Below are 25,573 nucleotides of genomic sequence, written 5' to 3'. Positions count from 1 at the left end.
TAGCTCTTTTGTTTTCATTATCAGCTCCTTGATATAAAACTGCGATGTTTGATATCGTTTCGATAGCTTTAGGAAGTAGCAGATCGGGTCGTGTAAGGTGGTCCGTACCCACATTATCCATGTCTATCAGAAACCAATAGCTGAACTGGTTTCCATTCCAGACATTTGCGTGGATAGCCAACCTGTCATACTCGATCAGGGGCGGGAAAGCTCTGCAGTGCCGGGACAAGGATATTACAGTGGCGCAGGGGTCAATGCTGACGGCCGCTTTGATCCGCAGATGGCTGGTCTTGGTACTCATCGGATCGTTTATTATTTCCGCTCAGTGAGCGGCTGTGTAGATTCCGCAAAACGATCGGTCCAAGTCCTGCCCCCTCCGGTTACCCTACTGCCCAGGAAGTATTTGTCATAGAGGGCCATGTGGTACTCGATCCTAAATCAACAAGCACAGGAATCAAATATCGTTGGTCCCCTGCAAGCGGACTAAGTGACGCAGAAGGGCAGCGACCGATCGCCGACCCAGCAAAAACAATGAACTACACCCTATAGTTGTCACAGGGAGGCTGCATCGCTTACGCAAACATTCGGGTAAACGTACTTCCTAAACTGGAAATCGTAAATACATTTACGCCGAACGGCGACGGGATCAATGACCAATGGAAAATCGACGGCTTGTCTCAATATCCAGGGTGCGTCGGTCACCATATTTAATCGTTATGGTCAATTGCTATTTTTTTCGACAGATCACGTCCTGGCCTGGGATGGCAATCACCAAGGCAAACCTCTTCCCGCCGGCACTTATTACTATCTTGTTCGACCTGGGAACGGGCTGTCCGAAATCAAAGGGTTCATCACACTATTAAGATAATTCTCTCCGGTTAAGCAATGATCTGATTCTTAATAATAAAACGACCATTCCTAACAATGATTAAATTTTTTATTTCCAGCCTGAAAGACATTCGATCAATAGATGTGAACGTACATTGTCTGCATAATATTTAAGACCAATCAGGCCGCGATACTTGTTGTGTTGAATATACGCCATCGAACGCTGTAAGTACTAAGCTTTATACTGGTTGCAATAATTGGTGCCGAGAGCCGTTCTTTTCCTACATTCAACTTATCCTTATCGAAACAAACTTAGACAAATGAAATTTCTAACCTTAATGCTATATACTCTTAAATTATATAACCCGGCTAAGTATATAGTTTTTCATTAATTTTGTGCAGGTGTCATTACTTACTCGGGATGTTTCTTTGTAAATGAGGAGATATTTGCTGTATCGTCAATGCTATCGCTAAAAAAACTTCGTTACAAATTTGAATTAAGACACAGATTTGCTGGTCTTATTCTACTCGCGCAAAAATTACTACATGTCCGCAAAAAAGATAAACTCGGTACAATTATTACGGGTTATAGCAGTTAGCCTTGTCATATTTCTTCATGCAGGATTGAGTGGCAGTGAAAAACTATCTGTCGAAAATTCGTTAGCATCATTTTATCATCTGAGTACCTGGGGGGCAATCGGTGTAGATCTGTTTTTTTCAATAAGTGGTTTCATAATGACGATTGTTGTTCCCTCCTATTCTCAGCGGAGCGACTGGAAGAAGTTCTTTGGACGAAGACTTATCAGAATACTTCCATTGTATTATCTGCTCACGATCTTAACTGCGTTAAATATGATTTTTGTTCACCATCAATCAGTAACAATTCTAAGCGCGCTTAAGTCTATATTGTTTTTTCCATTTTTCGATGATTATAAGTTTGTTGACCCAATTGTAGGAGTAGGGTGGTCCTTATCGTATGAGATCTATTTCTATACGTTAATCAGTATTTTTTTGGTATTTGGAAAAAACATTTATAAATCGTTATTTATCGCAATTTCATTATTAGTCATAGTTGGATTGACCTTTAATATTCAAAGTCCATTATTGAAATTTTTAACCAGTCCAATACTATTAGAATTTGCGTTTGGAATGATTTGTGGCTTGATATATAAGCGAGTTAACAAGTTGACTCATATAGGCAATGATTTGAAAATTCTGGTAGTTCTTAGCATAGTTATCGGTTTAACATTAATGAGTATTACAATATTCGTAACTCCCAATTTTGATTTGCATTCAATGCACGAATTGGAAAACAACAATGGTCATGCTTTCTATCGGGCTATTGTTTGGGGAGTCCCATCGGCCATATTTATGTTAGGAATTATATTGTTTGAAAGAGTTTTTCATCAGCGGATTGTAAATGTTTTAGTATTGGCTGGCGATGCCTCTTATTCTTGCTATCTGATTCATGCGCAACTATATGCAATACAGGCATATTTATTTAAATACTTGCATTTGGGCATAGAGTTTTATTTGATTTCAGTGATTCCTTTCTGCGTAATCCTTAGCATTGTTTTTTATAGACTTGTAGAAAGAACATTAATACTATTATTCGATAAGTGGTTTAATACACCAAAGCAGGTGATTATGACTTAAGCAGTAATAGACAGGTAGTATTGATTAACGACGATAAGTTTCAGCAATAATTAGTTAACTTCAATGCAAGATCCTACGTCAAATTTAGTCAACTACCAAAAACTCCTGTACCCAATTATTTATGTAACAATCATCTGATCTGTTAAAAAGTGGCTTTTCGGGTACAACGATTTGCTCAATTTCTTTTTTACAGTTGTCTAATTCTAACTGATTTGTAGGATCACAGATTATTATATAAGACGGATCGTAAAATTCAGTTTGTTTTATGTAGGAATTGGTAGTTAATAGTATTGCTCCAGATGCCAACACTTCAAATGTTCGCATTGTTAATCCGGTTTGACCTGTGCGTTGAATATCTAGTACGCACTTTGATGATTTAAAAACATCTGCGACATCCTTTCGATCTTTTTTACTAAAGCTAACGTCAGATATGTCGATAGTTTTATATGTTTTGTTTAAAAGTCTTTCCAAAAAAAAGAACCACCTGGCCGGAGAGTAGAAAAATACATATGCGTTTTCTAATTTATTAAACAACTGTTTCACAATAGCATATCGCCCTGAATGTAGCGTGCCAACAAATGCAGCAGTATAAGTTCTTGCCGGATTTTCAGCATGATTTAGGAACTCGTTGGTGAAAAATAAGTGCTTTAATTTAAAAACCGGATTTAGTTTTACATCTTCAAAATCAAAGCTAAAACAATGATCGAATTGATCCAGTATGAAGAGTGAATTTTGATTGTTGTTATTAAATGAATCGTATGTGTAATAAATTAGCTTTGCATCTGGATTTAGCTTCCTAAATTCTTTAATAAACCAAATCGGAACTACCTCACCTTTGATTAAGAGAAAATGGGTGTACCTGTTACCCTTTATTTGATTTAGAATTTTATGGTAATATTTGTTAATTGAATAGGACAATAAACTTTTTTTTACTCTAAAAACTGCTTTTAAAAATGAATTATTGGATGTTCGTTCATCATAAAAATCAACATCATATCCATTTGCCCTAATGGCGCTGCAAATGGCGGTTTCGTAACCAAAGAAAGCTGGTGAAATAAATAAAACTGATCCCTTTTGCATAATTATTTAAACAAACCTTTCTCCTTCATTTCAATTATCGATTCAGAATATTTATCAGCTATTATGACTTGTGAATTTACCCATTTGGTAAATTTCACAATTCCATCTTCAAAGCTAACTTTCGGCCTAAAACCAAGCATAGTCGATATTTTAGTGATATCAGCATAGTTATGTCTGATATCTCCTAACCTGTAATTTCCGGAAACTTTATAAGGAATTTCCTTTTGATAGTTTTTAAATAATTGATTTACAACAGTTAATACATCCGTAGCTATTCCGGTTCCTACGTTAAATACATTGTTATCGGCTTCATTTTTTTCGATTGCAAGTATGGTAGCATCGACAACATCATCAATAAATACAAAATCGCGAGATTCCTTACCGTCTTCGAAAATATTTATCTCTTTGTCGTTTTTGATCAAAGTCGAAAAAATAGATAAAATTCCGGTATATGGATTAGAAAGAGACTGGCCTGGCCCATATACATTCTGATATCTTAATGCTACGGGAGCTATACCAATAGTTGGACAAACAGTCATTATCATTTGTTCCTGGTTCTGTTTAGTAATGCCATACACTGAAGATGGATGTATTTTTGATTCTTCATCAGTAGCAACTAATTGTAATGGCGTTACAATTCCGGGGTAACTTACCTCAAAATTTCCAGTTGCCATGTCTGGATCTGCACGATGCGAGGGATAAACATATCCCAACTCTTTGCTCAAATACCTGCCTTCGCCATAAATCGATCTTGATGATGCAATCACTACTTTAGTGATACTGTTTGCTTCATTCGCTAAAATATCAAGTAGTATTGCGGTGCCCGCAATATTTATATTTACGTATTGCTCTATTTGATACATTGACTGGCCTGTACCTGTTTCTGCAGCGAGGTGTACAATCACTTCTTGATCTTCAATCGCTTTTTTCAGGTCTTCACGTGATGTGACGCAGCCTTTAATAAAGGTTACCTTATTTTGTATTGATTGAAATAAAGGAGAAGATCGCTCCGGATCATTTCCATGTATCTGTTGGGACAGATTATCCAAAACGGTAACAATATGCCCTTTACCAATTAACCTTAAAGCCAAATTTGAGCCTATAAAACCAGCTCCTCCAGTAATTAAAATTCTTTTACTCATATAGTAATATTCAAAGTTCTTTATATTAATTCATTTTCTCCCATTTTTGGGTAGTAACATTATATTGTTTTACAATTCGCCCGGGGGAACCGACAATAACACAGTAATCCGGGTAAGATCCACGAACTACCGAATTTGCCCCCACTATACATTGCTTACCTAAAGTAGTCCCCGCCTGAATTACTGCACCGTATCCAATAAAACAGTTTTCACCTATATTAGTGGTTTTGACTAAATAATCCTGCTTTAGAACATGTATACCAATTTTGTCATACTGATGATCCATATTGGTGATAAATACGTTACCTGATATGGTGGTATGTTTACCGATAACTAATTCTTGATTAGAACTGATTAAATGAAAATTTTGGCCAATTGATACATCATCTTCAATAAGAATGTGGCCATTATTATGTGTTTCAAAACGAGCTCCGGGAAATATTCTCACCTTGTTACCAATAATAATTCTACGGCCACCGATGATAAACAGAGGCTTACCTACGTATGATAATAAACCTATTTTTTGCACTTTTAATCTAACTAACAAGGTCATTAAAAGCCACTTTATTTTATAAATCATCTAAATGTTTACTAAACCGTTTATAATAAATTTCTTTATAAAAATTATAAGTATCCGCGGCGCATTTATCCCATGTAAATTTTGCACTTTGATCAAAACCCTTACTTATGAGTGTTTTTCGAAGGTTGATGTCTGCTAAAGCGCTAAGTTTCTTCGCTAACTCCTCGGAGTTTATTTGATCTATAAATAATGCAGCATCGCCTGAAATTTCTCCGAGTGATGACAGTTGATTGGTCACTACCGGGCATCCGGCTTTCATTGCCTCCAATAGAGGAATGCCAAATCCTTCGTAAATGGAGGTATAAATTAAACTATGAGCATAATTATACAATATATTAAGTTCAGAATTATTAACATTATCTAACTTAACATATCTGCCTGGTAAATTATTTTCAAGCAGCTCCAACTCAGCAGCAGATAATGGACCACCACCAATTATGAATAACTTTAAATCTGTATTTCTTTTTATTGCTTCCGGAACGAGGTCGAATTTTTTATATCCTCCTCTTTTACCAACAAATAATGCATAGGATTCATTTAAATCAGTTATGTCTCTAAATTTATAGCCTGAATTCTTCTGCAGAGGGTGAAAGTCATCACTAACACCATGGTAAATCACTTTAACCTTATTTTCTTCAATTTCAGGATAAAAGTGAAGTAGGTCCTTTTTTGTGTTCTCTGATATGCAAATTATTCCATCAGCCCTTTTTAAGCCAATTGCTGTTAAACCAATATGTACCAACTTTCTTGGGAACCTTGATGCATATCCTCTCTTATGTGTAAAATCGTGAACAGTGAATATATTCGCTATATCGCGTTGAAAAGACACTCTGTAATAACTGGCATGATATAACGATGCTGGAGGAAGCCTTTTAGTAAAAGGCATATATCTTAATAAACCCACCGGAAGCTTGTTTTCTACAATCAGTCGGTTGTTTCGATATGAATCTATAACTGATTTTCCATCATGATTTAGCTTGTTTGTATCATCATCCTGAATTACAAGATTTATGTTGTTCAATTTTGAGTAATTAACTAATAGCTCTTTCCAATAGGTTGATGCTCCTCCAAAAGTTTGGATTCTAAAAACAATGGTATCTAAGTATATTTTAGTTTGATTCATAGCAAATGTTCTTATTGATATTTATATATCTATGTAAGCTGCTTTTTTTTTGAATAAAAAATATATGCATAAAAAATAAATGCAGGCAGACTGTAAATTGATAGATTAAAGAAGTTTATGTATACCAGAGCTATGTTATTATAGATAAAGACCAAAAAGCAAAAAACAATCATCCCATTAAAGTCGGCCTTTAATTTGTTAACAATGTTTTTTATTTTTTTGATTATGTAGCCCGTAAAAAATGCTGAAATGAAAGGGACCAACACTACACCCAGCCAACCGAAACTAAAGTAGCCCCATAATGATACCGATGCCCTTAAACCACCGGATGCTATTTCAGAAATGTCATCATTTTGATTTAGAATGGCAATTGACCATACTGATGGATTCCATTTAAAATTAAAAGGAACTAGTCCTCCAAAAAAAGTTAAACCATAAGTGTAACCAACATGATTATTAACAAATGAAGTTAGTAATCCCAATTGATCGCTAATATCCGGAGCACCTGCTGCAATAGCTTCAAATGGGCTCAAATCTTCCCAACCTGCTGCGAATCCGCTATTAGGAAAAAAAATACTTAGTATGGTCCATAAGCTACTCCCTAAAGAAAAAACAATAACCAAGAATAAGATATATGCAAGAAATATTTTGCGATTACCTTTTAAAGCTATGATTACAGACGAAGCGACCAATAATCCGGAAATAGCTTCGCCGCGACTCATGGTAATAAAAATCATAACGATACCGATGCCAACCAACAACGTAGACTTTACGGTTTTGTTAACGTATACATCTATGGCTAAAAAGGGCAATAGAAGCCCAACAAATTGCTTGGCTGTTCGGTAAAATAGTGCAACTCTCTGATAACTTGGTTGATAGATTCCTTTAAATTGTTTCGCAGAATATGGATCAGAAGCAAACATGGGGATATATCCCATAGCAATAAAGCACAAAGCCATTGTTATCAAACTTGCTATGAAAATCTTGGTAGATGTTTTTACTATTCTGTTCTTGAAATTTTCATCATAAGTGGCAATCTCAAATTTTGAGAATTTTATTACTACATCAACAATGGGTACTGTTTTCCATTTATAACCGCAATACAATCCGGCCATGTATAATACCATACCAATTGTATTTATTTTAATGTATAAGTTTAAAATTTCCTTGCTTACAATAAAATCAAAGTCAACCAATAAGCATGGTATTATGTAACCTACTATACAAAATCCAATAAGCATATGGTTAAACACATTTTTTCTATCAAACCATATAGCATAAGTCCCTATAGAAAAAGCACATAGCGCAATACAATTTATTATAATTGGGGTCATAAAAATTACTTATTATTTATAATCCTCCTTTTAAATATCAAACTTAATGTCCCTTTAAGAATGCTTAAAACCAATTTAAATCGGCCTTGTATTAGTCGTTTTAACAATGAGTAAGAAAGCCCGGTGCAAACTGACAAGATGTATGAAGGGTACCATTTCAGAGTAAACCTAATTCTATTAACATTGATATAGTAATCAGCAACGTCCATGTTTTTGCTCTCTTTAGCGCCTCTTATCGTTGATCCCTCTTTATGATAGATAATTGCTTTGGGTTGTACTGCATACCCTAAGTTTAATTTTGCAGCAGATAAAAGCCAATCGAGTTCTTCATAAAATAAAAAATACTGTTCGTTTAGTACACCTACTTTCTGCAGGTATTCAAATGGCAAAAACATACATGCACCTACTATATAGTCAGTTTTCTTAACTTCATATTTATCATACTGCCCAACATCTGTTTCACCATCACCAATATGCTTGGTTATACCTAACCATTTATTATAGGTAGCGGCAATAGCTTGTAATGTATTTCTATCATGGTAATGCATTAATTTTGCTCCGATAAGTTTATCGTAACTATCGCCATTACTGTAGAAGTTAAGCAAATTGGTTAAACTGTATTTATCGATGACAGTATCATTGTTTAAAATCCAAATAAAATCGTCTTTTTCACCTGTTTTTAATATATAATTAAGCGCAATATTGTTAGCAGCTGCAAAACCTCTATTTTCGGCTCTTATCAATAAAACCTGCTCTTGGTAAGCCCTTGCGGAATTTTGTAATTCCGCTTCCATTAAAGTGGCATGAGGAATGAGCTTATTGTTTAAAGGATAAACAAGATCTTCAAACAGCGTAGGAATCTGACCGTATTGATTATTTAGCCATTTGCTTAAATTAGTTAATGAACTAAGGTCAGGTGAATTGTCAACTATTAAAACCTGAAAGTTGTTGTAGTAATTTTTAAATATACTTTCAAGGCACTCAACCGTATCTGAGTACTTTTTATAATTTACCAAAATGATGTAAACCTTACTCATTTCCAAAAGATGCTTCTATAATAATTTTTTTGCATGACCAATACTTTAACGATTTTCTTTTGTTTAGAAAACGTTTGACACTGTTGTTGTCATCATATTCAAAACCGTCATACCCAAGGACCTTAAATCCGTAACGTTCTAAAAACTCGATAATAGTTTTTACCGAATAAAAATTTACCTGTGATTGTTTAGCCATCTTTAACCGACCAAATTTATAATCACCTTTGAAGAAGCCTAAGACTGTACCGTAATTACTATAATTTGGAACTATAATGATTAATCGTCCATCGCTATTAAGCATGCTTATAAGCATCAGCATATATTGGTGAAGATTTTCTTTATATGGTAATAGTTGATCAATTATAATAAGATCAGCATTCTCATTAAGTTGACCAATTTTGAGCCTTTCACTCTTTACTATATTTTTAAGGGAATTTTGGGCTGAGAGAAACTCATCACTCGCAAATACTACAGCATCATCAGTGTTTAAATAGAGAATGTCTTGTATAGATGATAAGCCTTGATAATTAATTACGTAGTCATCTTTGGTTTTATGTTTTCTTATAACCTTATTAATAAAGTTAATACCAACTCTGGGATTAGATGTGGCCTGTACCGTCTTGTTGTTTTGGGTAATGCTAACTAACGTATCAATTACATAGTTTGCAAGTACTATTGTTGTCAGTTTCTTGCGACAGTAGTCCAAAAGTATATTGACATAGTTTTGATATTCGGCTACACCAATAAGAGTGCTGTTTTTAATTTTCTCACATAATTCCCTAACTATAGCCTTAGGATAATTATGCATTGTATTTTCAGGACAATTAAAAATGTCCGTAAAATAAGGGAGGCACCCATTAGCAATTATTTCGTAATGTCGAAGACAATCCCATCCTGCTTTTTTAAAGGTTACTGCATAAAAGGAAGTTTGATAGTCTTTGACATACTCGTCCTCTGTATCAAAAATATAAGTACTGAGTTTACCAGGATAATTTATTCCCCAATGTTTGCTTTTTTCAGGTACATGTGATATTATTTTTTGAGCAGGGATAGCAAAACTAATGGGATATACTCCTTTTACTTTTTCAGATAACTCCCTTTTAAAATAAGTGCCGGAATTTAACAGCTTAAGGTTAACCCGAGTTACGTCCTCTCCATCAACAAAAGCAATCTCATTTGAATAGTAATTGGTTAAGACTATGTCTAAGTAGGATAGATCCCTCGTAGAAGATCCAAAAATTATGTAGTTATAATATCTTTCTTTGATCTTGTTTTCAATCTCACTAGGCTCCGGGACACACTTAATTGAGGAATCCAATAAGCCGTATAAGGTAAATCCCTTGCCATATATATATTGACGTTCTTCTTCAATGAGTGTATTATACATAAACCACATGTCACTTGTTGACTCAACATCAATACCGAATTGAGATTTTAAGCCGTGGTATAAACAATCACATTGATAATCACTTTGTAAACCTTGACTTATGAAAAGTATTTTCATGAATCTATGAATTGAGTTTTTTTAACAATTGCATAAAAACTTTAAAGAGGTAGGTTCTTCTAAACCATAATACTGCTCTGTCGGAGTTACTAATACTCCCATAAACATCCTCGCATCTTAAATTGTATTCGCTTTTTAAACTCACAGTCCAATCAACAATTAGTGAACCTTTTAAATTATTATCATGACCGAAATGCTTCAAGATCAACTGCTCCATGCTATTCACTATACTTTGAGCCCTAAACGATTTATATATCTTTCTCTTACCTTCTTCTGAGAACTTCGTGGCAAGCTCTTTATCGGCAGCAATTTTATTTAAAGCAGCCGCAATCTGTTCTTTTAAACGAGGTACTACAATACCTGTTTTCATATTATCTACGACCTCAATTTGGGCGTTATCCCTATCAGGTGTACTTATAGTAACTACGGGGGTACCCATAGCCATAGCTTCAGCCATGACCATACCAAAACTTTCACCTATGTTACTTGCGGCCAAGAACACATCCATAACCTTATAATACAATAGCAGCGTTTTAAGATCAGATGTATTTTGAATTAATATCAATTTATCCCTTATACCTATTTTGTCAGCATATTTGATAATTTTTTTAGTTGCGCCAACTAATAGAAACTTGGCTTTAGCGTTTATTTTGGTGTATTCTTTAAAGCCATCAAGTGTTATAAGATCAAATTTATGATCATCAGCCCTGCCAATCCTTCCTACTATAAAGTTATTTTGGATGTTTTTCGCAACCTTAAATTCATCGACTTCATCTTGCTGAGGTAGCATGTCTGAATTATTTAAAAAATCAATGTCAACTGGATATGGTAATACCTTTCTTTTATCCGGATACGTACCTTTATCGGCATTCATTCTTCTCACTAAGATCATTTTTGATATAAAAAGATCGTAGTCTATTAAATCGTATAATGGCGTGTTAGTATAATACCCAAAAACGTTTGTTTGTAAGACTAACTTGGGTCTGTTATCTCGAATCACTTCAAAGAGGCTATAGCTAATATCACCTGAACCATGCCAGTGAAACACATCAGTATCGGTAAGTAATGTCTTTAAACGATTTAGATCGCCATTTAATACCTCCACCTTAATTCCCAAATTCCTGATCAGATCCTCTCTTGGGCCTCCATCTAATAATCCAACGGCTATAACGTCGAATTTTTCTTTATCAAAATATTTGCAATATAACTGAAGGGCATATTCTGTACCACCTAATCCAAGTTGATTAGCACATTCTATAATTTTAATTTTCTTCATTTGTTAGCGCGATTTTGGATAGATTTTACAAAATTCAATATTACTGAAGCCTCTTCCAGTTTTAATAAGGTTATAAGAACAGCTTCAACAATTAAAACCCATGTCAACACTAAGGCAGTGATTACATATACGTTTGCTAAATATTCTTGCAGAATGTGGTGTATAAAGTAGGAAGAGATCGCAACGGTAAAAAATATTGAGGTCATTAGTAAAGTCTGATACAGTACCTTTTTGGTGAATCCTGTTAAAGCAGTACTAAGCATAATTGCTCCCATTATTAAATTAGCAAGCATAGATGAAATTGGAAAGGTTGATAACCCTATGATTTTGTAAAAAAACAGATTGAAGCAGATCTTCACTATGTAAGTGACGATGACAATCTTCGAAAAAAAATATATACGCTTTTGAGCTATAATTAATTGAGTGTAGACAATGTAAATAGTATTAACAAATAAGCCTAAACCATACCACTGTAGTAAAGTACTTGTAGGATCTGTAAGCTTATCGCTAAATTTTCCATGAACCAAAGTAATTGTAACAATATCCCGGGCTGCTACAAAAAACATCGTCGATATTGGTATAATTAGAAGAATCAGAAACCTGAAATATTTCTGTGTTTCTTCGAAAAGTTCTTTCTTCGTGTGTTTTACAAAATATAATGAAAGCAGCGGTGTTAAAACCGTTGTTGCTATTGACACAAGCATCCCTGCTGGTAGTTCTGAAAATTTCCGCGCATAATCTAAAATTGAAACACTTCCTTCACCTAATGAAGATGTTAAGTTTCTTTCGATAATAACATCAGTTTGAGAAAATAAGTAGTTGATATAAATAGGTAATGCAAATAGAAAAAATGGTTTTATTAATCTGTATTGAGGGATAACTAATCCAAAGTTGATTTTGAATTTTACTCTAAGTTGCCTAATCAATATAAATAGTAACAATACTGAGCTTAGATATGATGATACTATTAACGAGTAAATGCCGATTGCTGGAGATAGAAATATAATTAATACGATATTTAGTATTAGTGAAATAAACGAGAACAGATCAGGAATAAAAAAAGACTTGTATGCATTTAATATAGAACTTAAAATTGCGGTTACTTCCAAAATTATTAATGATGGAATAAGTATTTTTATCATTGCCAATAAAGTACTTTTCTCCAAGTGATCAAGACCGGGAGCAAATAAATCAGCAATAGGGCTTGCAAATAGAAATATTAAGCCACTAACGCTTATTGATAATATCACTATTGACGAAACAAGGGAATTGGTAGATTCAACAACTACTTTCTCCGAAATTTCTTCCCGTATGTGAATGTATTTAGTAATAAACGTTTCATTTATCGGTCCGAATAGAATCTGAATGGTAACAGTAATTATTGAACCTGCTATTATCCATGTATCCCTGTCACTTGACGCTCCAAAATATTTTGCAGAAACAACCAAGATGAAAAATGTAAGAACTGCCTTTACCAGCTTTAATATTCCCAACCCAACGCTTGTCCTCCGACTCGACTGTGTAAAGTAATCTTTGATTTTTTTCAAATTATTTTTTTTAGTGCTACTGAATTTCCGTTTGTCAAACCATTAATAGAGATGAATCTTAATTAAGATACCGGCTATTGTTGATTCGAATTTCGCTGAATTGTAGTGCAGAAATTTTGATTAACTAACATGATTAACAGAGTGTGTACTTGCTTACAGGTTATAAACCTTTGCTGATGTTTTTTATAAACAACATTAATATACTTGCAAATGCTCCTAAAAAAAGGCCAGCCAAAGAGCTCGTAATTTTACCCGCTTTATGTATTTCAAGAGGTAATATAGGTTGATCGATAAGCTGTATTAAAGGTGTTTCCTGCCGTAAAGAAATTTTTGATATTTCCAAATTTTTAACAATCTCTCCGTAAATCGCTGTGCTGGCCTGAACGTCTATCTGCTTTTTTTGTGAAGGTACCCTAAGCGTCAATAATAATGGGTTGGCATTAGGAGCCGCGTCAATAGCAGCGGCAACTCCATTAATCGATGAATTTAAAACTCTTCTTACACTATCGGCTTGATGTTGCATAACCCGGATGCTCTGAGACGTTTTCTTTGTTTTGGTCAATACATAAAAATTGTTGACGTTTTCAACTAATTTATCGTTGAATTCTTTAGCGAACAATTCGTCTTTGGCTGTGACCTCTACTTTGATAATATTTAGCTTTTTATCAAGCTTAGTCACAGCTAACATACCATTATTAATCTTCAAGATTATATCTGCTACCAAACTATCTTGTAAGCGTCCAAATTTAGAAGGATCACCCTGAAATGAGATGCTGTTTATATTGTCCTCTTTTCTCCATTCTTCAAGCAAGTCATTGTACTCAATATATCGGTCAATTAATAATTCCCTTTTTATACCGAAATTGTATTCACTTAATAATGTTTTCTGCAGCATCAAGCGTGATTTATAAAGCTCCAGGATGTTATCGCCCTGAAATATACCTCCACCTCCGCCGCCCAAATCAATGCCTGCAAGAGATGCTAAACTCGAATATTGACCTAAACCACCAGCGGGATTTGATTCTTCCAAAACAAAAGTGCTGACCGAGGTGTAGGTCGGTTTTTTAAGAAAAGAATAGGCTAAAGCTAATAAGCCTCCTATTAATGCGCAAATCAAAATAATTAACCATTTGCTCTTTAAATACCTAATTCCGGATTTTACACTTGAAATTAGATCGGCAAAAGTTAATTCGTTTGAATAATGTTGTTGCTGGACTTCCTGATTCATGAGCTTATTATCCGTAACAGTTCTAATTATTTATTCAAACTTACTATACCTAATATTATCGCACCTAACGAAGCAATACCTGTTGTGAGTCCCAAAATGTTCTGAATAAGATTACCTCGGCTTGGGGCTTTTTTAGGAACATATATTTCGCTGCCTGGTTTAACCGGAGGGTGGTTGTTAAAAAATAAGAATTTACGAGTACTTTGTACGGTTCCATTAGGATAAACAATGTAAGCACCCCGGCGTAGTGCATCAGGACTATACCCACCAGCATTAGAGACATAATCATTGAATGACTTAGATTTGTCAAATACAACCGCACTAGGGTAAAGTACTTGTCCGTTTACTCGGACAATCTGTTGCTGTTTTGGCACACGTACAATATCTCCGTTTTCCAAGAGCAGGTCTGTCTTAGAGCCTGGCGATTTTAATATCTTATCCAACTCAATACCTACATAGTTATTTCTCAGTTGCGCTGTGTCTGTATTTACATTTGTTGAGTCTTTATAATATCTTTTTAATCTGCTAATCCTGGCATTTCTTTCAGCATTAATAGATGCAGTATCAGATTTACTTTTATCAATTCCTAGAATTGCAAAGTTATCGCGTCGCAACGAGCCGCCTGAAGCATCTGCCGAAGCTGTAAGGCCGCCTGCTCTGGCTACTAAATCGGATATCTTCTCGTTTTTATTTTTAATTGTGTATGAACCTGGATATAAAACTTCACCTTCTATTTTTACTGTTTTTTGTTTCTCATATCCTGGTAAGCTATAAACAGATACAATATCGAAAGGTGTAAGTACAAAATTTGCGTCAGCAGGCTTTAATTGACCATCAATATTAACACTAAATACTTGTGACACCGAACTGTTTTTGGAAGCTGGGTCGCCATTAGTAATCCTACGGGCAACTTCAATACGATTTGTGCTTGCACCTTCTGAAAAACCTCCTGCTTTTAAAATAAGATCCTCAACTTTCATGTTCTCGGAAAATGCGAATCGTCCGGGTTTTCTGACGTTCCCATTTATTGTAACAACATATTTGTCGCGCAAATCAAATATGGACGAAATGTTCACAATATCTTCGCGTTGTAAAGTAATATTTACCACCTTGTTAATCACGTCCTTTACATTAAATCCTATGATTTCAGTCGTATTATCTGTTCTCAATCGGGTAATTGTTCCACGTTCTGTAAAGGCATCTTCTTTCAAGCCGGCAGATTTATCGATTAGCTGCAATAATGTCAATCCGTTCTGTAGTTCATAATCGCCAGGCCTGAACACTGCTCCTTCTATTACCACCCTGTTTTCGAATCGATATAAAATAGACTCAATTGTATATTTATCGCCACGGAGTGGAATATAATTCTTAAAATCAGCTTCCAGAACATCTGTTATTCTTCTCTGCTGGTCGCTGATTTGGGAAACTTTGATGCGTGCGGTATAAGCACTATCGGTAAACCCTCCCGCGTATGTTATAATGTTATCTAACGTTTCACCAGGTAAAACTTCGAACAGAGCTGGTATTTTAACTTCTCCGGCGAGTTCTACACGGGTTCTGTAAGTGGGCACACGAATTATGTCCTGATCCTGGAGCGTAATATTATTTTTTTGATCTCCTTTTAAAATAAAATCATAAACATCAAGATGCCGGATAATGCGATTATTCCTAATAATCTCTATTTGTCTTAAACTACCATTATCGTTTGGACCACCTGCGGAATACAATGCGTTAAAAACGGTAGCCAATGATGGTAGGGTATAAGTTCCAGGGTTTAAAACCTGGCCAATCATTAAAATTTTTATACTACGAATATTGCCCAACGTAACCTGTACGCTGGTTCCACGATTAATAGCATAATTATTTTGGCTAAGCTTATTCTTTATGAGAGCAGTAGCTTGTTCTATAGTTTTTCCATTGACATTTAATATTCCAACACCTGGTATATTAATATTACCTTCGGGAGAAACATCAAGTTTCCAGTTAACCAATGAACTGCCATACACGTTGATGTTAAGCTGATCTTTTGGGCCCACAATATAATTAAGAGGGGTAGCCAATTGAAGATTGGGTTGAAATGAACTGTTCTTCCCTTTGAAAATATCCGCCCCAAACACTTTCGGTTTTAAACTTTCAAATAAATCAATATTGCTGTAATTCTGACTTACAGTATCGGGCTGATAATTGAGGCTTCGCTCCGAATTAACCGTTGTATCGATGCGTGAAGAAGCCCTATTTCGACTTCTAAGTGCTTTAATCCGTTCTTGTAATTTCTGAACTTGAGAAGATGACATACCCCTGCCCTGAGCCTGTTGCAACAAATTTTCATCTGAAAGCCCGGCTTTAGCAGCTTGCTCTAATAGTTGAACAACTTGCTGATCTGTAAGCTCATCAACGTTCACTGAAGATATGTTTTGCAGGTTAGTTTGAGCGATCACCTTTGTATAAACTCCAAATGAGAAGCAAAAAAGAACTAAAGAAATTAGAAATTTGAATTTATTCATTTTGATAAATAGTCAACGAAATAACACGATTACATTATTTCCTGTAAAGGTAAATCTATTTCGTTTAAATTAGTATTATGTTCGATGTAATAAGAATGAAGGGATTGGATTGTAGATTAATCTTACGCTGAATTTAATTTAGTTAAAATAGTAAGCACAATTTAATCTAGCATGCAGATTGAAACTAGAGCCATTTGTATATTGATAATTTAAGGTATAGATCGGAGTTACGTTTATTGATAATAAGTATCTCCGAATCTTAACATTGCTGTAAAACGAATAGGAGAGATCGACCCAGTGCCGATTACTGACAGACGTTCCCCGAAATGCCTGGTAATACAAGTCATTATTGTGAACATATCTTTCAAAAGTAAATCCATAAGAATTTAATCCATTCAAATAGCTTGCGTCAATCATAAAACTGTTGCCACCGGGTCCTATGCCCGCACCAAGGTAGCGCCCTTGATTAGTGTACCCGTCGCGGGGATTTACTGAGTGAACATACCAGATTGGGCTTTCCCGTAATAAATATGTCGGATGCCGCTGCAATTGAGTAATTTCTGACTTTAGCTGTAAAAAAATATTTTTCTTTAGTTCAAATAACTTCCTGCCTCCTACTGTAAGGGCTGACGAATGTCCTGGTTCCTGAATGAAATCGTTTAAATTACCACTTCGGTCATTCCGGGCCCACTCGAAATATAATTCCGCTGAATAATAAGGCAAAAGCTGTCTTAGGCTAAAAGCATACGCGAAATCTTGACCATCTCCATTTGAACCATTATTAATGTCATTTGCTTTCATGGAAGAGCCCACGAATATTGGAACTGTTTTTTGGATGACATTCTTTTTTTTATACACAGAATCTATGTCCATGTAAGTTGAACCACTCACACCCAAGTAAAGCCCTTTTAACCATTTGGGTTGCCAATTTACAGTGACAGCCGATATGTAACGATCCGTTCTGGGTTTCGGGTTGTATAAATCGGTACCATATTCTAAAAGATTTATATTGTAAGGCTCATAGTCCGATTGCTTCAACTTACCGCCGATTAATTGCCACTCAAAAGAACCTACATTGGTTCTGATTGGTCCAGTCGAATTTACAGTCCAATGTAGAAAACCGGGAGCTGAATTACTCATAATAATGGAATTCTTAATGCTTGGTCCCCACCATAAATTTTCTGTTGAGATACCCACTTCAACGTTTTTGTAATTTAAAGTGATTTTTGATTGACCAGGATATATACGGCTAATTGACTTGTTTCCGAAGCGTTCAGGAGCATCTATACCGTTAATAGTTTCGAAATATGATGCTAAAAATTGCTGCGAATTGTTAGTCGCGTGGATGCTTGTGAAAGTGTCGAATTTCTTGTTTTCTGCATGGACAAATTCGGGGTTGATCTGTATCTTTAGAAACCTCGTGCTATACAAAAAACCGCCGCTGAATCTGGTTTGAAATCCTCGGTTAGGGTATAATGTGCCATTATTGTATCCATAGGGGCGCTTGAAATTATATTCAGTTAATAGGCTAAATGGGAGTATCTTTAATCCAGAGACGGCACCGATATTCAGTAAGTTATATAATTTGTTTACCTCAATTCCTTTTAAGCCGTTGATAGTCGTGTCGTTGTACGGCATTAAGATCGGTCGGATAGCGAATGAAGTTTTAATTTCATGTTTACCGGAAACTTGCTTCCATCGCAAAACATCTTCAATATAATTCCCAGTCGGTATATTCTGAGAATAAACACTGCTTGATGTTAATATAATGATATAAAGCAATAGGAATTTAGTTTGCATAAATTTAAAACCATAACTATCAATTGATCATTGATTAGATGGAAACCATCAATTATATTTTTGAAAATAAAATTGATTCTTAATGTCGTACTGATTCAAACTTTTCGTAACTAATATTTTCATACTGTTTCAAGTAATTCCTTTCTTTCTAAGATCCTATGTAATCATCCTTATTGATAAACACTATAAGTGGAAATTTTTAATGAAGCATTATGAAACAGCACCTCAGAAGATTTTAATTAATTGCACCTGACAATGATTGGCATTATCCCCACTATTGCGATAATGTGACTAACAGGAAAAGTATCAATCATCCCGTCAATTCTGGGCTATCAATGCTGACATAAAACTTTTTGAGACATTTTTGACACTGGTAGCGTTTCAAGGATTTAGAAAGAAAAAACCGGACAATATTTGGTCGTGGGATTCGCTCTACGTTTTGATTTTTACAACTTGGACAATGGAGCTCAGATTTAGAAGCTTTAATCATTTGTATAACATAACAAGTTATTATTAATTATAGATCTCACTAAAAATAATTGACAATCTCCTTATTTACCTTTGAGCTGTGTCATCACTTTAATCGTTTGTAAGATAATTGCAATTTCACTGCCAAAGTTGATATTTTTAAGGTATATCAAGTCGTAACGAACGCGATCTCGCATTTGATTAACACTTTCTGCATAACCATAGTTAATCTGGCCCAAAGAGGTCAAACCCGGTTTCAAGCGTAGTAGCTTTTTGTAATTGGGAGAGCATTCTAAAAGTTGTTCTACAAAAAACTGTCTTTCCGGTCTTGGTCCGACAATTGACATCTCTCCTTTAAAAACATTCCAGAATTGCGGCAATTCATCTAAACGCGATTTTCTTATGATGCGTCCCCACTTCGTGATTCTCGGATCATTATCACTCGATAAACGTGGTCCGCAAGATTCTGCATCAATATACATGCTTCTGAATTTATAGATCTTGAACGGGCGTTCATTCCTACCTAAACGTTCTTGCATGTAAAATATAGGACCTTTCGAAGATAACTTCGTGATTATGGTCAATATTAAAAAAAGCGGTAGGCCTGCAATCATCACCAATAGTGAAAAAACGATATCGAAAGACCTCTTAAATAACTTAACTTTAAGACTAAGCTCAATTGACTCCGATAATTCAATTACTGGAAAATCCTTGTAGTTAACAATATTTGCAAAGTTATTATTCAGTGATAAGTCAGGTACAAGTTTCATTTTGATGCCGTTCTCGCTACCAAATCTTACAAGTTCACTTAATAATAATTGATTCATTGTTTTATAACAAATAAATACTTCACGAACTTCCGCTTTAGTTATTTGCTCAAACAATGTTTTTGAGTTCATTGCTTCAAAGGTTTCTGTCGAAATGACTTTCACAAAATTATAGCCATATTCCGGATACTTTTTGAATGTATTCTTCACCCTATCTGATACATCAACATCACCGATGATCAGTATATGTTTAAGATTATAACCTTTTTTCCGAATATAATCGAGCGTAAAAAAAATAACAGAACGTTCAGCAACTATGAACAAAATAAACATGAAATAGGTCGTAATCATCAGTATGCGACTTACCTCATAAAGCTTAAAAAAATATATTATACCTAGAACCATCACTAAATGATAGGTGACAGCGGTAAGAAATCGATTAATGTTCTGTGCGAAATTTAATGGCCGCTTGATTTCGTAGCTACGGGTAATCGACGCAATTGATATCCAAGTCAAATTAATTAATAATATAAAATGACTAATCTCAGCTTCTGAAGAAAAGTAATTTATCACTAAAAAATTTGCTAACTGTAGCGAAAAATTCAAGACGAATAAATCGAGAACAAAAGTGAAGGGTCGAAGTAATTTCGAAAAACGCACGTTGATAAGATTTAAATTACACAAATATACATTACCTAAATCGAATTACAAATGTAAATAGACAGTATTTTAATAACCATTACGGGCTAAGCTCACCTAACGTTACAACGGTCTGAAAGTATTTTTCAAAAATCAATATTAACTTAGTATTAATATATTTAACTTACTTGTTTTCAGGTACTTTTAAATTTTTGTTTTGGGATTATATTCTTATGTTAAATTATAGTTAAATTTAATTTGGCATGATTCAGCCGATGGAAGAATTTTGACGTCCATTTTGTTCAATTACTTATATTGATTTTACCCTGCACTAACTTTACTCCCATCAATTATTGGTAAATTCAATCAATGAAAGAACTCATTGATTATATACTGCAATTTGGGGTGTTGAATGAGCAGCAGCTGGCGTTTGTTACCAGTAAGGCCAAAATGGTTGAGCTGCCCAAGGATGCCTATTTTTCGGAAGCCGGCAAGGTGCCGAAGCAGGTGGCCTTTGTGTTGCAGGGTGTGCTGCGGTTTTGTTATTACAACAACAAGGGGCAGGAGATCACGCATTACTTTATCGGCGAAAATCAGTTTATTACCGACTATCCAAAGTTTGAGGCACAGATTTTAGCGTCGGAATATATACAGGCGGTTACCGATTGTAAAATGCTCGTATTCTCAAAAAAGGATTGGGACGAGATTGCGAACACCATAGTAGGCTGGGATAATATCGAGATCAAGATGGTTAAAAAATGCCTTAACGAATCAATACAAAGGCGCAGTCCGCTGGTGGCTGAAGATGCTACCACCCGTTATTTGTCCTTTCTTGAAAATTTTTCGAAGCTGGTTGGGCGTTTGCCGCTATCATATGTGGCCTCGTACCTGGGTATTACCCAGCAATCATTAAGCCGCATCCGGAAAAATATTCGTTAACTCACTTTTTACCATATGGTAAATGGATTCCCTGTGCAGTTAGCAAACTTTGCATAATTATTTATCATATAGAAAAATGAGCAAAAAAGTTGTATTAATAACCGGAACAAATAGTGGTTTTGGCTGGCTTACCGCCCATAGCGTTGCCGCCCTGGGGCATAAGGTTTACGCCACCATGCGCGATACCACCGGCAAAAATGCCGAAAGGGCCCAGGCCTTATCGCAATTAGAAAATGTAACCGTTTTAGATGTTGAACTAACCGACGAGGCCAGCGTAAAAAATGCCGTCGATACCATCATTGCAACAGACGGAACCATAGATGTATTAGTGAACAATGCCGGAGCAAGCATGTTTGGCGTGGCCGAAACGGCTACCCCTGCCGATGTGCAGCGTATGTTTGATATTAATGTTATAGCCCCCTGGAGGCTGACGAAACTGGCCTTGCCATACATGCGTAACCAATCGGAAGGGTTAATTATTAACGTTACAAGCGGTTTTGGCAGGGTAGGCTTTCCGTTTTTTGGGGTGTACTGCGCTTCAAAATTTGGTTTGGAGGGATTAGTTGAAGGCTTGCATTATGAACTAAGGCCGTTAGGGGTTGATGTGGTGATACTGGAACCGGGTGGTTTCCCTACCGAAATGTCGCAAAAGGTGCAGTTGGGGACTGATGCCTCAGTTGCCGATGGCTACGCGGCGATCGCCGGTTATCCCGAAAAAATCTTCGCGGCCATAGGTCAATTGTTTGAGGCTACAAACCCAAATCCGCAGGATGTGGCAGACGGTGTGGTAAAACTGATAGGCTTGCCTAAAGGCGAAAGACCATTACGCACAGTGGTTGACCCAACTACCGGCGAATATATCAGCGCGATAAACGATGCCGTTAAGCCTGAATTTGATAAAGCGATGGTGGCTTACGGGTTGAAAGAGCTTTTGGCGTAATGTGTTACGTTAACCAGAGAGTTTAATTTCGATTTTACAAAAAGGGGATGGCTATATAGCCATCCCCTTTTTGTGCAGTATGTATTTGTACATATCCGTGATTAGTTTAAGTTTTTCAAAATAAATTTGCGCAATCGATCGGTTGCGTTTATATTTGCAATCAATCAGTTGCAAATAACATGAGGCGAGATATTTACCAGGCCATTGCCGACCCTACACGCAGAGCCATATTAACCTTGTTGGTAAGCGGCGCCATGACACCCAATGCCATTGCCGAACATTTTGATAGCAGCAGGCAGGCGGTATCAAAGCATATACAAATATTAACTGAATGCGGCGCGCTAAAACAAAAACAACAGGGGCGCGAAATATATTATCAATTAGAGGCTGAAAAAATGAAGGAGATAGATGTATGGATGACCGCCTTCCGCAAAATGTGGATGGATAAGTTTGACCAATTAGACAATTTATTAGATACCATTTAAACTGAAACATTATGATCACTATCGAAAAAGATCTGGCTAAAAAGCAATAGCAGGTAATACCGGTGCTGTGATGCTTACCGTGATCGCCGATAAAGCTGTAGACTATCATGGTACTTGCACTGTAATATTTAAACAGCCTATCACAACTAAACCCTGGTTAACCCGTACGGCATTAGTAGTGAAGGTAAAAGACTTACCTGTTATTATAAATTGGCTGCAAAGAGAAAAAATAACTATTGAACATATATTTGATTATTGAGCTTTGTAATATCTTTTTATATATTTTCACCCAATTCCTGATTTGTTAACCATTTAAATATCAAGGAATCATGACAGAGCAAGTTTACATATCGCCCCTTTCGCTCATTGCCTAACCGGCAGGCATACCCTGTATTTTATTAAATTATAAATGTTTGTACGGATGGTATTCTGTGCATCTGGTTTTTGCCTGTCCGCTTTCATGGCATCTTTTGAGCGCTCCTAAAAAAGGGTATATCCGTACTCAACGGACGAACAAGAGATCAGCATCGATTTAAAGAATAATTAATTAAGCATGTGATGAATGCACATGAATGGCCTTGCCGTATTAAATCGGCACGCCGTAAAAAAAGGCTCGTAAAAACTGACCGCGATAAGCAACTGATACAATTATATAAACGTTTGCAGGAACTCCACCAGCAACAGCTATCAATGCCCTTAGTGCCGCTTCAAAGCCCTTATCAAAGCGGGTGGAAGCGAACTTTTGTGCTGCGCGATGATGTGAGGGATAGTAAGCAAGCGGAGTTTTACACAGCACTGCTGGCCACGGTAAATACGGTTCAGTATAATGCTGAAAGGGTATTTAAAAGGAAAAAGCGTCGCCGCAGGCGCTATGGATACGAATTAATAACGCAATTGCTACAGGAGTTTAATGAACGTGAGTGGAATGTCAACTGGGCAAAATTAACCGACGAACAGAAGGCCTGTTTTACCCGCGTTGAAAGCTACAGTTTACAGACAAAGGGCATCGAGGTAAAATATGTGGTTACCGAACCCTGGCGATTTGTGCTGAAGATAGTTCCGCACATGATAACGCATACTAAACTGATCGACGCAGATATTGAGCGTGAACTATCGTACATAGATAATTATATCGATGGGCGCGCAATTTATCATCGTATTGAAAGATTAACACGCGGCAAAAGCTACCCGTGGAATAAGTTGTACACGCAACGAGCCAAATATATTAACAGAATTAAAAACTTACCCCGGTACAGCAACATTGATGCGTATCAGGATTTAAAATTATAACCCACATGGGCAATTTACGAACAAAAGATCTGAGTAAAATAGGTTATCATAATGATCAGCTGCGAAGTTTGGTCATCGGCATAGCCTCTAAAAATTTTAAGCACCACAGCAAGCAGCAATTGCTTGATTTGCTGGTGGACATTAAGAACGATCCGGAAGCATATCTGGATGATGAATTAACCGCCCGCATTGCCGAAAAGATAATAGGTAAAACAGAAGCGGCGCCATTTAAGGTGTTTGAGCTGCGCCATGAGCCGGTGTTTTGCAAAACCTACGGCGGCAAGGGTATAGAAGCATCGGCCAAAAGGCAGATGGAACTGGCCAACCTGCTGCCCGTAAGCATGCAGGGTGCCCTGATGCCCGATGCGCACATGGGCTTTGGTTTACCCATTGGCGGTGTGCTGGCTACCAGCAACGCGGTGATTCCGTATGCCGTTGGGATGGATATAGGCTGCCGCATGGCGCTATCTATTATTGACGAGAATGATGGCTACCTGAAACGCTACGAGTACCAGATAAAACAAGCGCTGAAAAACCATACCCATTTTGGTATGGAGGGCGGCCTGGACACCCGGCAGGAGCACGAGATTTTGGATAGTAAGGTATTTAACGAGATACCTTTTTTGAAACCATTACGGGGCAAGGCGGTGCGACAACTGGGTACATCGGGCAATGGCAACCACTTTGTTGAGTTTGGCGAGATAGAGTTGTTTGATGATAACAGCCTGGGCTTACCGGCCAAAAAGTATACGGCATTACTAACCCACTCGGGCAGCAGGGGGCTGGGCTCGGCCATAGCGAGGCATTACACGCAGATAGCCATGAACACCTGCAAGCTGCCCCGCCATGCCCAGCAATTGTCCTGGCTGGATATGGATACCGAGGCGGGGCAGGAGTACTGGCTCACCATGACCCTGGCCGGCGATTATGCTAAGGCCTGCCACGAGCGTATACATGCCAACCTGTTAAAGGCATTAGACTTAAAGGCGCTGCATGTGGTGGAGAACCATCACAACTTTGCCTGGAAGGATAAGCTGGCCGATGGTAGCGAAGCCATCATTCACCGTAAGGGGGCAACCCCGGCGCATGCGGGCGAACTGGGTATCATTCCCGGTAGCATGACCACCCCGGCTTACCTGGTTGCAGGTAAAGGCAGGGCAGAGGCATTGTATTCCGCATCGCACGGGGCGGGCAGGGCCATGAGCAGGCAAAGCGCGAAGGACAGCATGACCGTATCGGCCATGAAAAAGCTGTTGGGCAATGCCGGTGTAACCTTGCTGGGCGGTACGGTTGAAGAAAACCCCTTAGCCTATAAGGATATTGATGCCGTTATAGCCGCGCAGCATGATCTGGTTGATGTGCAGGGCAAATTTCAACCACGCACTGTAAGGATGCATAAAGAGTAA

At 36.8% G+C, this 25,573-nt stretch carries 19 protein-coding genes; 6 read left to right on the top strand and 13 right to left on the bottom strand.

Annotation, left to right across the window (positions count from 1 at the left end):
* Positions 1-1,374 precede the first annotated feature (1,374 nt).
* Positions 1,375-2,484 (top strand): acyltransferase, encoded by a 1,110-nt coding sequence (locus IM792_RS11940; RefSeq protein WP_194102099.1) that lies wholly within the window; start codon positions 1,375-1,377, stop codon positions 2,482-2,484.
* 84 nt (positions 2,485-2,568) lie between these two features.
* Here the strand turns inward: IM792_RS11940 and IM792_RS11935 are convergent, their stop codons facing one another.
* The 13 genes from IM792_RS11935 to IM792_RS11875 form a co-directional block, all read right to left on the bottom strand.
* Positions 2,569-3,564, bottom strand: a complete 996-nt coding sequence (locus tag IM792_RS11935) for a hypothetical protein (RefSeq protein WP_194102098.1) — start codon at positions 3,562-3,564, stop codon at positions 2,569-2,571.
* 2 nt (positions 3,565-3,566) lie between these two features.
* Positions 3,567-4,706 (bottom strand): NAD-dependent epimerase/dehydratase family protein, encoded by a 1,140-nt coding sequence (locus IM792_RS11930; protein ID WP_194102097.1) that lies wholly within the window; start codon positions 4,704-4,706, stop codon positions 3,567-3,569.
* Between the two features lie 25 nt (positions 4,707-4,731).
* Positions 4,732-5,259, bottom strand: a complete 528-nt coding sequence (locus IM792_RS11925; protein ID WP_228085063.1) for an acyltransferase — start codon at positions 5,257-5,259, stop codon at positions 4,732-4,734.
* A gap of 16 nt (positions 5,260-5,275) precedes the next feature.
* Positions 5,276-6,409, bottom strand: a complete 1,134-nt coding sequence (locus tag IM792_RS11920; protein WP_194102095.1) for a glycosyltransferase family 1 protein — start codon at positions 6,407-6,409, stop codon at positions 5,276-5,278.
* 29 nt (positions 6,410-6,438) lie between these two features.
* Entirely contained in the window at positions 6,439-7,743 is a 1,305-nt protein-coding gene (locus IM792_RS11915; RefSeq protein WP_194102094.1) for an O-antigen polymerase, read from the bottom strand.
* 5 nt (positions 7,744-7,748) lie between these two features.
* Positions 7,749-8,780, bottom strand: a complete 1,032-nt coding sequence (locus tag IM792_RS11910) for a glycosyltransferase family 2 protein (RefSeq protein WP_194102093.1) — start codon at positions 8,778-8,780, stop codon at positions 7,749-7,751.
* On the bottom strand, positions 8,773-10,284 hold the full coding sequence (locus IM792_RS11905; RefSeq protein ID WP_194102092.1) for a hypothetical protein: 1,512 nt from the start codon (positions 10,282-10,284) through the stop codon (positions 8,773-8,775). The genes IM792_RS11910 and IM792_RS11905 overlap by 8 nt, the downstream gene beginning before the upstream one ends.
* Before the next feature lie 4 nt (positions 10,285-10,288).
* Positions 10,289-11,560: a glycosyltransferase family 4 protein gene (locus IM792_RS11900; RefSeq protein WP_194102091.1), complete on the bottom strand. Its 1,272-nt coding sequence runs from the start codon at positions 11,558-11,560 to the stop codon at positions 10,289-10,291.
* Positions 11,557-13,107, bottom strand: a complete 1,551-nt coding sequence (locus tag IM792_RS11895) for a lipid II flippase MurJ (RefSeq protein ID WP_194102090.1) — start codon at positions 13,105-13,107, stop codon at positions 11,557-11,559. Before IM792_RS11895 ends, IM792_RS11900 begins: the two co-directional genes overlap by 4 nt.
* A 160-nt stretch (positions 13,108-13,267) precedes the next feature.
* Positions 13,268-14,335: a Wzz/FepE/Etk N-terminal domain-containing protein gene (locus tag IM792_RS11890; protein ID WP_194102089.1), complete on the bottom strand. Its 1,068-nt coding sequence runs from the start codon at positions 14,333-14,335 to the stop codon at positions 13,268-13,270.
* A 26-nt stretch (positions 14,336-14,361) separates the two neighbouring features.
* Positions 14,362-16,839: an SLBB domain-containing protein gene (locus IM792_RS11885; RefSeq protein WP_194102088.1), complete on the bottom strand. Its 2,478-nt coding sequence runs from the start codon at positions 16,837-16,839 to the stop codon at positions 14,362-14,364.
* Between the two features lie 138 nt (positions 16,840-16,977).
* The gene (locus IM792_RS11880) at positions 16,978-18,639 is read right to left on the bottom strand and encodes a capsule assembly Wzi family protein (protein ID WP_194102087.1); all 1,662 of its coding nucleotides are present in this window, start codon (positions 18,637-18,639) and stop codon (positions 16,978-16,980) included.
* Positions 18,640-19,190: 551 nt separating this feature from the next.
* A complete protein-coding gene (locus tag IM792_RS11875) occupies positions 19,191-20,534 on the bottom strand; it encodes a sugar transferase (RefSeq protein ID WP_194102086.1) in 1,344 nt (447 codons plus the stop codon).
* Positions 20,535-20,882: 348 nt separating this feature from the next.
* On the opposite strand from IM792_RS11875, the gene IM792_RS11870 reads away from it, so the two are divergent.
* The 5 genes from IM792_RS11870 to IM792_RS11850 all read left to right on the top strand — a co-directional run bounded on the left by IM792_RS11870 (position 20,883) and on the right by IM792_RS11850 (position 25,573).
* A complete protein-coding gene (locus IM792_RS11870; RefSeq protein ID WP_194102085.1) occupies positions 20,883-21,452 on the top strand; it encodes a Crp/Fnr family transcriptional regulator in 570 nt (189 codons plus the stop codon).
* Positions 21,453-21,528: 76 nt separating this feature from the next.
* Positions 21,529-22,392 (top strand): SDR family oxidoreductase, encoded by an 864-nt coding sequence (locus tag IM792_RS11865; RefSeq protein ID WP_194102084.1) that lies wholly within the window; start codon positions 21,529-21,531, stop codon positions 22,390-22,392.
* A gap of 179 nt (positions 22,393-22,571) precedes the next feature.
* Positions 22,572-22,877: a metalloregulator ArsR/SmtB family transcription factor gene (locus tag IM792_RS11860; RefSeq protein WP_194102083.1), complete on the top strand. Its 306-nt coding sequence runs from the start codon at positions 22,572-22,574 to the stop codon at positions 22,875-22,877.
* 558 nt (positions 22,878-23,435) lie between these two features.
* Complete coding sequence (locus tag IM792_RS11855) at positions 23,436-24,167, top strand: hypothetical protein (protein ID WP_194102082.1); 732 nt, start codon at positions 23,436-23,438, stop codon at positions 24,165-24,167.
* A 5-nt stretch (positions 24,168-24,172) separates the two neighbouring features.
* Positions 24,173-25,573, top strand: coding sequence for an RtcB family protein (locus tag IM792_RS11850; RefSeq protein WP_194102081.1), 1,401 nt, complete (start codon positions 24,173-24,175; stop codon positions 25,571-25,573).

This window comes from Mucilaginibacter sp. JRF (assembly GCF_015223065.1).
Classification (GTDB): Bacteria; Bacteroidota; Bacteroidia; order Sphingobacteriales; family Sphingobacteriaceae; genus Mucilaginibacter.
This window is presented reverse-complemented; position numbering and strand designations above follow the sequence as displayed.